Below are 13286 nucleotides of genomic sequence, written 5' to 3'. Positions count from 1 at the left end.
CCGCCGACCCGGCATGGGCGGCGGGCCGGTGAATCAGAACAATGCCAGGGTGTAGCTGACGAACACGCGGTTCTGGTCCTGATTGGCGTCGGCCTCGGAGTGCAGAACGCCATAGCGCCAACCGAAACCCAGGCCTGTGAACGTACCGTCCTGGATCACGTAATCCAGGGCCAGGTCACGCTCCCATTCCTGCTGATCGCTGCCGACAGTGGTCTTGATCTGGCTGCCTTTGAGATAAACCATCGACGCACGAAGGCCCGGTACGCCAGAGGCGGCGAAGTCATAGGCGTATTGGCCGAACCAGGTGCGTTCGCCGGCCCGGTTGAAGCTGGTGAGCATGCGGTCGGTGAACAGATACAGGCTTGCGCCACCGGCCCCTTTGTCCACCAGGGAACCCTGGTTGAGCTGGACGAAGTTGCTGCCATCGGAAACGCTCTGGTAACCGCCGGTCAACCCGTGGCCACCAAGGCTGTAGGTGAAGAGGGCGCTCCAGGTGCGGTTGTCGATTTCACCGGCACCGTTTCGGCTATAGCCACCGACCCGGAAACCGTCGGCCCGCCCGCTGGCCGTGCTGTTGGCGCCGTCAGAAGATGTATCGAAGTAGCGCAGGTCGGTCTTCAACGACTGGCCTTCGCCCAGTGCGAGCACATGCTGCAGCCCGAAAAAGTGCTGGGTGTAGTAGTCCTTGAGATTGGCCAGGTAATACTGGGCGGTCAGGTCTTTAGTGACTTTGTAGTCGGCACCGGCGAAGAGAAACTCGTTGCTCTCCTGACGCCCACCGCTGACCGCCAACCCGGTGCTATCACTGGAGCCACGCCCGGTAGCGTGCTCCAGACGGCCAGCGGTCAAGGTCAGCTTGTCGAGATCGCTGCTGGTAATCTGGCCGCCTTCAAAGGTCTGTGGCAACAGGCGACCGTCGTTCGCGACCAAGATCGGCAGCTTGGGCGTCAGCGTGCCGTAACGCATTTCGGTCTTGTTCAAACGGGCTTTTGCGGTCACGCCCAGGCGGCTCCATTCATCGGCAGCGCCATCACCTTCAGTCGGGATCATCGAGCTGCCGCGATGGCGGCCTTGGCCGCTGTCCAGAGTCAGGCCCACCAGCCCCAGCGCATCGACACCAAACCCCAGGGTGCCGTCGGTAAATCCGGAGGTGTAATTGAGCATGAGTCCCTGCGCCCACTCCTCGGTCTTGCTCTGGCCGGCACTGCCGGGCCGGTCGCGGTAGTCGTTGTTGAAGTAAAAGTTACGCAGACCCAGTGTGGCCTTGCTGTCGCTAATGAAATCGGCTGAAGCGACCTGGCTCAGAGTCAAAAGGCAAGCGCCGGCGCTCATGCCAAAAAGGTGCAGGGTTTTTTCCATGGTGTACGAATCCAGAGGGTGCGTGAATGGCAGCAGGGTCAAGTGCAGGTGGATTTATTCTTGTTGTGGGTCACTTGGTGCTATTCAGCCCGCCCAGCGCTCAAGTCGCGCTTGAAGGTTTCGGTCAGCAGCAACAGGGCAATCAGAGAGATGACCGCAGAGCCGATCAGGTACCAGGCCACTGACGAGCCTTTGCCAGTCATCGCCAGCAGGGCCGTGGTCACGATAGGCGTGGCCGCGCTGCCCAGCAGCCCGGAAAGCATGTAAGCCACCGATAGGCCGGAGTAACGCACACGGGTGCCGAACAGTTCGGCGAGGAAGGTTGCGATGGGCCCGTAGTTGGCGGCGAACGCGGTCATCAACAGGCCATAGCCGAGAAACATCAGCGGCAGCTCGCGAGTATCCATCAGCCAGAACATCGGGAAGGCGACCAGCGCTTCACCGACGATACCGGCGATGATCACCGGCTTGCGGCCGAAGCGGTCAGACAGTGCACCGAAGGCTGGCAAGAGCACGATGCACAGCGCGCAGGAGGCCAGTACCACGCTGAGCATGATGGTGCGACTGAAGCCCAGGGTCTGGGTCCCATAGGTCAGGCCGAAGGCAACGATGATGTTGAAAGATGCGCCGGTCGACATGGTTGCCACGCCGCCGAGCAGGACTTGCTTCCAGTATTTGCTGAAGACTTCGGCCAGCGGCAGCTTGATTTGTGGCTCACAGGTTTTGGCTTTGTGGAACGCAGGGGTCTCGGTGATGTTGAGGCGGATGTACAGGCCCACGGCAATCAGCAGTGCGCTGGCCAGGAACGGGATGCGCCAGCCCCAGGCAAGCATGTCTTCAGCGGGCAGCAGCCAGGCGATCGCCAGGAAGGCCAGGTTGGCAATCATGGTACCGGCCGGCACGCCGATCTGTACCCATGAGCCATACAAGCCACGCTGGTTGGCGGGTGCATGCTCGACGGCCATCAACACCGCACCCCCCCATTCACCGCCCAGGGCCAGGCCCTGAATGATCCGCAGGGTTAAAAGCAGGATCGGTGCCCAGATGCCAATGCTGGCGTAATCCGGTAACAGACCGATGGCAAACGTTGCCGCGCCCATGGTCAATAGCGAAATCAGCAGCATCGATTTGCGCCCAAGCTTGTCGCCATAGTGGCCGAACAAGGCAGCCCCGACGATGCGTGCGCCATAAGCCGAAGCAAAGGTGCCGAACGCCAGGAGGGTGCCGATCAAGGCATCGAACGCCGGGAAGAAAATCTTGTTGAACACCAGGGCGGAAGCCGTGGCGAAAACAAACAGGTCGTACCACTCCACCGTAGTGCCAATGACGCTGGCGACGGCGACTTTTTTCATGTTGACGCTGGGTTCGACCGTCGGGGTAGCGGTCTGTATGCACGCGGAGCTGTTCATGCCTTTTTTCTCCAAGTTGAGCGTCGGGCTCAGTGGATTGATTTATTGGATGGCAGTGTGGGTAACGGTGATGCTGTGGCCGGAGATCGGTTTTATTGTTTTTCAGGCGCAAGCAGGCCCTGCCCCTGAGGTCGTGCGAATGACGCGACCTCAGAGGTTCGGTGTTACTTGCATAATCAGTCGCTCAGGTGCTGAGCTCGCCGCAGTACCGCATTGAGCAGCACGTCGCAGCCCATGCGGACATCGTCTGGCAGGGCATCTTCGGCTTCGTTGTGGCTCAGGCCACCGACACAGGGAATGAAGACCATCGTGGTCGGGCAATGCCCGGCGAGGTGGATGGCGTCATGCCCGGCACCGCTGACGATGTCCTGATGGGGGTAACCCAGCGCCTGGACCGCCGAACGCACAGCGGCCACACAATCGGCATCGAAGGGTGTCGCCGGGCTGAGCCAGTGACGACTGATCGCCAGGCTCAAACCGCGCTTGTCGGCCACGATTTGCAAGCGCTCGCATACGGCTTGCTCCATTGCGGAAATCTGTTGGTCTTCGTGGTGGCGCAGATCGACAGTAAAGTTGATCCGGCCGGGGATGGTGTTGCGCGATGACTTGGCGATCTCCAGCTGGCCCACCGTGACCAGCCCCTTGGGTGCGAAGTCTCTGGCGATGGATTCCAGCACGCTGGCCATTTCCGCGACACCGAACAGGGCGTCCTTGCGCAGCGGCATGGGTGTGGTGCCGGCATGGGCACTGACACCGCCAACCTGCACATCCAGCCAGCAGATCGCCTGGCCACCGGTGACGACACCCACCGGCAGGCCGTTATCTTCCAGGATTGGGCCCTGTTCGATATGGGCTTCGAAGTAAGAATCGAAGGCTCGCTGCAAGGGCAGTTCACCACTCTGGCCTATATCGGCCAGGGCCTGAGCGACACTGATGCCATTGGCATCACGGGCATCCAATGCGGTTTGCAACGGCAGAATGCCAGTGAACACCGCCGAACCGAACATGGCCGGGGTAAAGCGCGCACCTTCCTCGTTGGTCCACACGGCGATTTCGATGGGCTGGCGGGTTTCGATGCCTTGTTCATTCAAGCAACGCACCACTTCTAGGCCGCTCAGCACGCCGTAGATACCATCGAAGCGGCCACCTTTTGGCTGGGTGTCCAGGTGGCTGCCCATGACGATCGGCGGCAGGGCGTTGTCCTGGCCTTCGCGTCGGGCGAAAAGGTTGCCGATGGCGTCGAGCGCGATACTCAGGCCAGCCTCACGGCACCAGCCCATGAACAACTCGCGGCCAGCCAGGTCTTCCCTGGAAAGGGCCAGGCGACAGTTGCCGCCACGCTCGGTGGCGCCAACTTTGGCCATGTCCATCAGGCTGCCCCACAGGCGCTCACCGTTGACCTTGGATACTTTCATCATTCACCTCTTGTCGCGTGTCTTAATAGCCCAGGGACGTATCGACCTGGTTGTTCAGGGGTTCACCACGGGCCAGCCGCCGCGTGTTTTCGGCAATCTGGCTGGCGATGCAGTCGTGGGACGCCGCCGATGCCATGTGCGGGGTAACGATCACCCCGGGCATGCGCCACAGGCGATCATCGACCGTCAGGGGTTCATGCTCGAAGACGTCGAGCACCGCACCGCGCAGCTGACCACTGCTCAATGCCTGTTGTAGATCGTCGATGCGTACGTGCTGGCCGCGACCGCAGTTGACGACCACAGCACCAGACGCCAGAGCCTGGAAGGTTTCAGTGCAGAGAATGCCTCGGGTAGCCGGGGTCAACGGCAGCAGGTTGATCAAAAGATCGAGGCCTTCGAGAAAACCGCTGAACGTCCGATCACCGCTGTGGCAGACCACATTGGGTAAGTTTTTGACACTGCGCGCCCAGCCGCGAACGCTGTAGCCGGCGCTGGCAAGGTCTTCGGCAATGGCTGCGCCCAGCGAACCCAGGCCCATCACACCGACCTTGAAATCCTTTGCCTGAATCTGTATCGGGCGCTGCCAGAGCTGGTCAGGCTGCTGCTGCAAGACCTGATCGAAACGCCGGTGATAGTGAATCACCGCCCAGCGTACGTACTCGGTCATGCCTTGGCGGTGCGCGGGATCAACCACTCGGCACACGGTCAAGTTCGGGCAGCTGGGATCGGTGTGCAAATGATCGACGCCCGCGGCGACCGAGTGCACCAGTTGCAGATTGGGCAGCGCGCCCAAACTGTTGGCCGGCGGGAACCAGCATGCCGCGACCTGTGCTTCACTGGCGACCGGGTCATCGGCCAGCACCACCCGTATGTCCGGCGCCTGTCGGGCAAAGGCCGTCTGGAGCTGGCCGAGCAGGATGCTGTCGCGCGACAGCAGTACAACGGTGTTCATGAGCAATAGGACTCGCGCTGGTCTTCAATCAAGGTCAAGGCGGCATTCCAGCTCAGCCCCATGATTTCCTCGGCTTCGTCGCGGCCGAACTGTTCTGCTGTGTGTTGGCAGACTTCTTTGCTGGGGTAGACCAGCTGGCTGCCACCGGCCAGTGCCGCGACCTGCGCCTGGCAGGCGCGCTCCAGGAAGTGAATTTCGTGGAAGGCTTCAGCCACGTTTCCACCGGCCGCCAGCAGGCCATGGTTACGCAGGATCATGGCCTTGTGTGGTCCCAGATCGGCGACCAGTCGTTCACGCTCGGCCAGCGACAGCGCAATGCCTTCATAGGTGTGATAAGCCAATTTGCCGTAGAACTTCAGCGCATGCTGGCTGATCGGTAACAGGCCTTGCTCCTGGGCGGCCACGGCCATGCCGGGTGCGGTATGGGTATGCACCACGCAGTTGAGATCCGGGCGGGCCATGTGGATCGCCGAATGAATCACGAAGCCTGCGGCGTTGACACGGGTGCGCTCGTTTGCACCTCCCACCACCTGACCATACTGGTCTATGCGCACCAGGTCGCTGGCTTTCATGCGATCGAAGATCACGCCGTAGCGGTTGATCAGAAAGTGGTGTTCAGGGCCTGGAATGCGCAGGGTGATGTGGGTGTCGATCAGGTCGGTCATGCGAAAGTACGCGACCAGTCGATACAGCGCGGCCAGTTCGCAGCGGGCTTTCCACTCGGCGGGGGCAATGTTGTCGGGTGTGTACATGTAAGTTCCTTTCTCTGATTATTATTCCGACAGGGATCAATCGGATCACGGTAACGCTCTGTCCCTCTGGCGCCTTCGTGCTTTATCTCGTAGCCTCTATAATTAAGCAATTTGCTAATTCTTAAGCGCTGATTAAGCCACGCTAATAATGGACATCAAGATGAGCAGCAAAAACTCGAATGAAGAGCTAATGCAGGCTAGATGGGGAGGGCGGCGTTTCCTCAACGATCGTCTGGATTGGAATTTATTGCGTACGTACCTGGCGATTGGTCAGGAAGGGAGCATCAGCCGTGCTGCGGCGCGGCTGTTCATTACCCAATCGGCCGTTAGCCAATCGCTCAAACGGCTGGAAGAGCAGTTGGAGTGCGCCTTGATTTCGCGTAAGGGGCCACGCTTTGATCTCACTGAGGCGGGAGAGGAAATACTGCGAATTGCCGAAGAGATGTATGGCAACGTGTCGCGCATCGGCTCGGCCATCGAAGGCCCCCAGGATGACGTGGTGGGGAAGGTTCGCCTGCTCTCGATCAGCCGGGTGCAATCGACGGTCTATGATGATTTTCTCGCGAATTTTCATCTCAATCATCCGCGTGTGGAGTTGGAAATAGAGGTAATGCGCAGCTCCGACATTCTCAGCTCGCTGATGCAGAAGACCGCCACCGTTGGTGTCGGTTTATGCCGCATCGCTCAACCCAAGCTTGAGCAGCGTTGTCTGATACGTCAGCGATATGCCTTCTTTTGCGGAAAACGCCATCGCTTTTTTGGAGTGCGGGGCCTCGATCTGGCTGAGCTGCAAGGGGAAAACTTTGTCAGCTTCACGAGCGACCAGATTGGCGGCAATCTTTCGCCGCTTACCGTGTTTCGTGACCAACAGGGCTTCACCGGAAAGATCGTCGCTTCGTCATCAAACTTTGAAGAAATACGCAGGTTGGTGATCGCAGGATTTGGTATCGGCTGTTTGCCAGAGCACTTACTCGATGTTGACCTCTACAACGGCATGCTCTGGCGCCTGCCGCCCAGGGATGGTGTCTCCGATGTGGACATTCACTTGTTGTGGAACCGCGAGCAAAAAATGACCCATGCAGAAACTGTATTTCTTGAAAGTTTCCAGCATGCCATCGCCGTTGCAGAACAATCCGTCGATCAAGATCTCGGCAAGGAAGACTGACTGTTTGATTGGCATCATCGGTGATTGGGGTCTGCCCAATCCCGATAGGCTGCTTTAGCCATTGCGACTCACGCCGGTGATCAGTCACCTCGCAACGCACCCGATCTAAACTCAAAATAAATTACCGATGCGACCATTTTTGTGGCTTGACAGCTGCTCGCAAAGTCATATAGCTTGAAATCGTATACTTTCTACCGAGTGGAGAAGCTAATGACACGTCTAAGAGTTTTTTTCGCATCTACCGCAGCAGCCCTGGGGCTTTCATTGGCAATTTCTGCACCGGTACAGGCCGATACCTTGTCGAAAATTCGGGAGCGTGGAGTGCTTGTCTGTGGTGTGCACCCTGGCCTGGTCGGCTTTGGTGCGCCCAACAGTGCGGGTGATTGGCAGGGGTTTGATGCGGATTTCTGCAAAGCATTTGCGGCGGCGATTTTCGAGAAGCCGAAAGTCAAGTTTGTCCCGCTGTCCGATCAGGCACGTTTCACGGCGCTGCAGAATGGCGAAGTGGATGTCCTTTCTCGAAACAGCACCTGGACCCTGACGCGCGATACCACGATGGGGCTGCAATTTCCGGTGGTCGATTTCTTCGACGGCCAAGGCTTTCTGATCAACAAGAAACTGGGCGTCACCAAGGCGGCAGAACTCGATGGCGCTACGGTCTGCATTCAGCAGGGCACCACCAGCGAGTATGTGGTTCGCAATTTCTTCGACAAACTGAAGATCACATTCAAACCTGTGGTGATCGAAAGCGGGACTGAATTTTTCTCGGCCTTTTTCGCAAGCCGCTGCGATGTAATCACCAGTGACGTGTCGCAGTTGGCGGTTATCCGGCTCAACTCGGGCAACCCTGAAAACTACGCCATCCTTCCTGATGTGATCTCGAAGTCGCCAATGGGTCCAGTTGTGCGGGGCGATGACAAGCACTTTGCAGACCTCGTCAAATGGACCGTCTTCGCAACCTTTACTGCAGAAGAACTGGGTATCACCAAAGAAAACGTTAAACAAATGCTCACCAGTAACAACGAAGATATCCGGCGCCTGTTGGGTGTAACACCTGGCGTTGGGGCAGGGCTGGGTCTCAAGGATGACTGGGTGATCAATGTCATCTCCGCGGTAGGCAACTACAAAGAAATCTTCGAGCGCAACGTGGGTGCCAATACTCCCTTGCAGATGAAGCGTGGCCAGAATTCGCTGTGGTCGGACGGTGGCCTGCTGTACGCCCCGCTTTTCTGATCCGCGATGTGAATGGCTCAAACGCCGCGTAGATGGCGAATCAAAAACGAGAGGTGAAGGTCATGTCGGCAAGAGATGGCGCAGTTAAACACCAACACCGGGCAGTCACGGTGTTGGTCCAGCTTGTAGTACTCACGGCTGTCGTGATTGCGGTTTGGTATTTCGGGCACGTGATCAACGAGCGCCTTACACAGAAAGGGATCAATACCGGGTTCGGCTTTCTGTGGACTCGCGCCGGCTTCGACCTCAGCGAAAGCATGATTGCTTTCAGCGGTGACAAGTCATACGCGTACGCCTTGCTCGCGGGTTTTTCGAACACGTTGAAAGTGGCGCTCTGCGCCATTGTGTTCTCCGTGCTGCTCGGGGTATTGGCGGCGCTGGCTCAGTTGTCCAAATTCGGCCTGGCCAGACGAATTGCCAAAGTGTATGTCTCGACAATCCGCAATACGCCGTTGCTGCTGCAGTTGTTCTTCTGGTTCGCTGTTTTTACCTACGGTTTACCGGTAGTTCGGGAGGCTCTGGAGCCGCTACCGGGTCTGTTCATCAGCAATCGCGGGGTTAATTTTCCGTGGCCGACCCCCTTCGCATTGACGGCGATCGTCGCAATCTTTTGCACCGTCGTGGCGTTTATCTTGAGAAGCGTGAGGACCGGTGGCAGCGCACTGAAAAACCCGGGAGCCTTGCTGATACTCCTGAGCCTGATTGCTTTTGTGTCCACGGCTTATGCCCTGTGGTCCGGGCAAATGACATTTGAATGGCCCACGGCAAGCAAGTTTTCAATTGGCGGCGGCGGGCACTTTTCACCCGAGTTCATGAGTATGTTCATCGGGCTCTCTGTGTACACGGGCACTTATATAGCCGAAGCGATCCGCGGGGCCGTGCAGTCCATTGCCCAGGGACAGATTGCCGCAGGTTATGCGCTGGGCCTGACGCACTTTGGCGTGCTGCGTTACATCGTGATGCCACAAGCCTTCCGGATCGCGATGCCGGCGGTGGTCAGTGAACTACTGAACCTGATGAAAAACAGTTCGCTCGGTGTTGCCGTGGGATACCCGGAACTGGTCTCGGCGGGAAACACCGCTATGAATCAAACGGGGCAGGCCATCGAATTGATCAGCATTTTCATGCTGGTTTACGTCACGGTAAACATTATTACGACGCGGGTAATCGGTCTTTGGGAGAAACATTATGTCTGGTGATCTGAATAATGGTGCCCAAGTATCGATTGCCGCACCCTTGACGCTAATCCAGCGCCTCAAAGGCCTGGGCTCGGGTATGCCAAGCCGGATTGTGCTCGGCGCACTGTTTCTCTGGGGCGTCGTTCTGGTTGGCCCTGGTATCTTCAAATGGTTATTGCTTGATGCAACCTTTAGCGGCGATGCCGCACTATGCCACCAGAACGGAGGCGCTTGCTGGGCGTTCATCGGCACCAAGCTCAATCTCATCCTGTTCGGGGCCTATCCTCCGGAGTCGCTTTGGCGTCCGATCACTTTCGTTGCATTGATCGCGGCGGTTGCGCTCTGGTGTTTGTTTCGGGTCCGCCATCACACAACGGCCATTGTGCTGTGGGTGCTGGCCGCGTTGATTGGTTATCTATTGATGAGTGGCGGACTGTTCGGTCTTGAGTCAGTGGATCGTGCGCGTTGGGGTGGACTGCCGATCACCCTGCTGATCAGCATTGCCGGCCTTGTGTGTGCGTTCCCTCTGGGTGTGCTGCTGGCGATGGGGTGTCGGTCGCAGATGCCGCTTGTCTCTGTTCCGTGCCGGCTCTATGTCGATCTCATCCGCAGTGTTCCGGCGATCACCATTGTCTTCATGACCTTTGCGATCATTCCGTTGATCCTTCCGGACGAGCTTATTTTCGACAAGCTTTTTCGGGCAGGTATCGGTCTCTCGTTGTTTACCGCCGCTTACTTTTCCGAAGCCTTGCGCGGTGCCCTGCAAGCACTTTCAGTCGGGCAGCGCCAAGCGTCGGCAAGCCTGGGGTTCGGCTATTGGGGCAGTCATGCCTACATCATTTTGCCGCAAGTCATCGCCCATTCGCTGCAACCGATTGCCAACATCGCCATCGCGTTCGTCAAGAACAGTTCGCTGTTGATGATCATCGGACTTTTCGATTTGCTTGGATCGGCAAGATCAAGCCTTTATGACGAAAACTGGCAAGGGTTCTATAAGGAGCTCTATCTGTTTGTCGGCGTCATCTACTTCGTTATTTGCATGTATATCCAACACTACGTCGCGGCGATTGAACGTGAGCGTAGGGCCCGCCTGTATCAATAATGGATGCCTCCATGAAAGAAATAATAGAAGTACCGTTTTTATCTGACGCGCTCAGACGTTTGAATACACCGACCTCTTTGCTGATTCGCTCGGGTTCGATGCTCTATACCTGTGGCCTGCCGCCGCTCGATCCTCTGACCGGGAATATTGTTCGGGGCACGATTATTGAACAGACGCACGCGGTATTGCAGGTGATGAAAGTTGTCCTTGAATCGGCAGGGTCGTGCCTCGATAACGTCGTGAAAACCACGATCTTCGTGACGGATCCATCGATGATGGATGAGGTGAACACCGTGTATCGCAAGTATTTTCCTGAGAATCCACCCGTTCGCTCATTCGTTGCAGTCAAGCCTTGGCCGTTTCCGTTTGATATTGAAATCGATGTGGTTGCCCATCTTTAGAAGACGAATGCGCTGGGTTGTATTGTGTAAGAAGTATCAGTTCTCCTGGTAGCTATAAGCTATTCAACTAGTTGTTTTAATATTCTTTCCCATGAACTCGAACCGAGTGGTTTCGACGTTTAAGGTTTTCTGTCAGATGCTCGATGAAGGAATGTATTCGATGAAAAATGACATTGCCGTACTTGATTCAACTCAAGTGGCCAAACTGATCGGCCAGATTGACGTGCTGTCCGCATTGCGTCGTATGTTCCTGGCGTTGGGGCAGGAAAAGGCTGTGCAACCGCCACAATTGCGCAATCCGTTTCCCAACGGGCAAGGCAACTTCATCAGCTACCTCGGAACGCTTGCCGAGGAGGGGGTCTTTGGCGCAAAGCTCTCGCCCTATATCCCGCGTCCGGAAGGGGCCCTGGTGACGGCCTGGACGTTGATGATGTCGATGGAAGACGGTCAACCCCGTTTGCTCTGTGATTCGGGACAACTGACGGTTGAGCGAACGGCGGGAACCACAGCACTCGCCGTCGATTTGCTCGCGCCCGCGCAGGTCAGCAAGCTGGCCGTGGTGGGAGTAGGGCGGCTGGGGCAGGCTCACGCCCGGCATGTCCTGGCACTGCGCGAATGGGCGGATATCAGGTTGTACGCCCCCAACATTGACGCTCTGCCAGCGTCCGAGCAGCAGACACTTCGGGACATCGATCCACGTGTCAGTATTCATACCGAACTTGCCAGTGCCGTTGACGATGCGGATGTCATCATGCTGTGCACCTCGGCCGGTCAAACGGTGCTTGACCCTGCCGTGCTGAAAAAACCGGCGCTGATCACGTCCATTTGTACCAATGCACCCCTGGCACATGAAGTACCGCCAGAGTCCTTGCTGAACATGAGCGTCTATTGCGACTACCGGGCTACAACGCCCGACAGCGCAGGGGAAATGCGTCTGGCAAAAGACCAGCATGGCTGGTTACCCGAGAGTATTTGCGGAGATTTGCCCGAGCTGATGACGGGAGCCGCCCGACTTCCCGATCCCGAGCGCCATACCTTCTTCCGCTCAATCGGACTGGGGCTGGAGGATATCGCCATTGCCAATGAGCTTTATCAGCTGCATATGAAGAACAACTGAGTAGAGGTTTAGAAGTCGTTCTGCCTATTTCAGCGTAATAATAAGCCGGGGGATGGAAACATCCCCCGGCTTATATTCGGGAGGGTGCCATGGCAGCTGTTACCGATACGCTGAAGCTGTTTCTCGCCGGCGACGTCATGACCGCCCGCGGCATCGACGCAGTACTGCCGCATCCTGGCGATCCGCGGCTTTACGAAGCTTACGTCAAGAATGCTGGCGATTACGTCCGGCTGGCAGAACGAGTCAATGGCTCGATTCCCCGCCCAGTCGATTTCACCTATGTCTGGGGCGCTGCGCTGGATGAGTTCGAACTTCGCCAGCCACACGCACGCATCATCAATCTGGAAACAGCAGTGTCCCGCCGCGGACGACCGGAGCCAAAGGGCATCAATTACCGCATGAGCCCGGAGAACTTCCCGGCCATCAGCGCAGCCGGCATCGACTGCTGCGTGCTGGCCAACAACCATGTGCTGGATTGGGGGGCAGCCGGCCTGGCCGATACGCTGGAGACCCTGGCGAGCAATGGTATGTGCAGCGCCGGCGCCGGGCACAACCGGCAATCTGCCGAAGCGCCCGCCGTGTTGCTGCAGCCTGGCGGGCGGCGCTTGCTGGTGTTTGGCCTCGGCGCACCCGACAGCGGCATTGCGTCGGACTGGGCCGCCACGGATAAGGGCGCGGGCGTCGCGCGGCTGGAGGATCTGTCGATGCAAAGTCTGCGCCCTGTGGCCAAACGGATTCTCGAGGGCAAAAAACCGCGGGATCTGGTGGTCGCCTCCATTCACTGGGGCGGCAACTGGGGGTTCGATATCCCGCGCGAGCAAGTCCGGTTCGCCCATGCCTTGATCGACGAGGCCGGAGTTGACGTGGTGCACGGGCATTCCTCGCACCACGTCAAAGGCATCGAGGTGTACCGCGAACGCCTGATTCTCTATGGCTGCGGTGATCTTCTGAACGATTACGAAGGCATAGAGGGCTACACAGCCTTTCGCGGCGACCTGGGGTTTCTATACTTTGCCTCCCTGGACCCGGGTGGGCACCTGCAGTCGCTGGACTTGATACCCACCCGCCTGCGTCGCTTTCGTATCTGTCGCGCCGAAGGGGATGACCGTCAATGGCTGCACGACACTCTTTCTCGCGAGTGCGCACGCCTGGGCAGCAGCATCCAGGCGGGCGCGAAAAATGCCTTCGAGTTGCGTTGGTGAG

At 57.9% G+C, this 13286-nt stretch carries 12 protein-coding genes; 7 read left to right on the top strand and 5 right to left on the bottom strand.

Features of this window, described 5'->3' with window-relative positions:
• Window positions 1–33: 33 nt before the first annotated feature.
• From KGA85_RS12220 to KGA85_RS12200, 5 genes are all read right to left on the bottom strand, one after another.
• A complete protein-coding gene (locus tag KGA85_RS12220) occupies window positions 34–1359 on the bottom strand; it encodes an OprD family porin (RefSeq protein ID WP_223458397.1) in 1326 nt (441 codons plus the stop codon).
• 80 nt (window positions 1360–1439) lie between these two features.
• A complete protein-coding gene (locus KGA85_RS12215; protein WP_223458395.1) occupies window positions 1440–2768 on the bottom strand; it encodes an MFS transporter in 1329 nt (442 codons plus the stop codon).
• A gap of 176 nt (window positions 2769–2944) precedes the next feature.
• On the bottom strand, window positions 2945–4183 hold the full coding sequence (locus tag KGA85_RS12210) for a Zn-dependent hydrolase (RefSeq protein WP_223533491.1): 1239 nt from the start codon (window positions 4181–4183) through the stop codon (window positions 2945–2947).
• Between the two features lie 22 nt (window positions 4184–4205).
• Entirely contained in the window at window positions 4206–5135 is a 930-nt protein-coding gene (locus tag KGA85_RS12205) for a 2-hydroxyacid dehydrogenase (RefSeq protein ID WP_223543140.1), read from the bottom strand.
• Window positions 5132–5887, bottom strand: coding sequence for a class II aldolase/adducin family protein (locus KGA85_RS12200; protein ID WP_223458392.1), 756 nt, complete (start codon window positions 5885–5887; stop codon window positions 5132–5134). Before KGA85_RS12200 ends, KGA85_RS12205 begins: the two co-directional genes overlap by 4 nt.
• Window positions 5888–6047: 160 nt before the next feature.
• Here KGA85_RS12200 and KGA85_RS12195 point away from each other — a divergent pair, with 160 nt between their 5' ends.
• The 7 genes from KGA85_RS12195 to KGA85_RS12165 all read left to right on the top strand — a co-directional run bounded on the left by KGA85_RS12195 (window position 6048) and on the right by KGA85_RS12165 (window position 13285).
• Entirely contained in the window at window positions 6048–7052 is a 1005-nt protein-coding gene (locus KGA85_RS12195) for a LysR family transcriptional regulator (protein ID WP_223458389.1), read from the top strand.
• A gap of 210 nt (window positions 7053–7262) precedes the next feature.
• Window positions 7263–8285, top strand: coding sequence for an amino acid ABC transporter substrate-binding protein (locus tag KGA85_RS12190; RefSeq protein WP_223458387.1), 1023 nt, complete (start codon window positions 7263–7265; stop codon window positions 8283–8285).
• Between the two features lie 62 nt (window positions 8286–8347).
• Window positions 8348–9484 carry an ABC transporter permease subunit gene (locus KGA85_RS12185; RefSeq protein ID WP_223458386.1) on the top strand — a complete coding sequence of 379 codons (1137 nt, stop codon included), beginning with the start codon at window positions 8348–8350 and terminating at the stop codon, window positions 9482–9484.
• Window positions 9474–10565 (top strand): amino acid ABC transporter permease, encoded by a 1092-nt coding sequence (locus KGA85_RS12180; protein WP_223458384.1) that lies wholly within the window; start codon window positions 9474–9476, stop codon window positions 10563–10565. The genes KGA85_RS12185 and KGA85_RS12180 overlap by 11 nt, the downstream gene beginning before the upstream one ends.
• Before the next feature lie 11 nt (window positions 10566–10576).
• The gene (locus KGA85_RS12175; protein ID WP_150813082.1) at window positions 10577–10966 is read left to right on the top strand and encodes a RidA family protein; all 390 of its coding nucleotides are present in this window, start codon (window positions 10577–10579) and stop codon (window positions 10964–10966) included.
• Window positions 10967–11126: 160 nt separating this feature from the next.
• A complete protein-coding gene (locus KGA85_RS12170) occupies window positions 11127–12083 on the top strand; it encodes an ornithine cyclodeaminase family protein (RefSeq protein ID WP_223458429.1) in 957 nt (318 codons plus the stop codon).
• Between the two features lie 89 nt (window positions 12084–12172).
• The gene (locus KGA85_RS12165) at window positions 12173–13285 is read left to right on the top strand and encodes a CapA family protein (protein WP_223533481.1); all 1113 of its coding nucleotides are present in this window, start codon (window positions 12173–12175) and stop codon (window positions 13283–13285) included.
• Window position 13286 lies beyond the last annotated feature (1 nt).

This window comes from Pseudomonas sp. GL-B-12 (assembly GCF_019955895.1).
Classification (GTDB): domain Bacteria; phylum Pseudomonadota; class Gammaproteobacteria; order Pseudomonadales; family Pseudomonadaceae; genus Aquipseudomonas.
The sequence above is the reverse complement of the archived record's forward strand: the minus strand, read 5'-3'. Positions and strand labels throughout refer to the sequence as shown.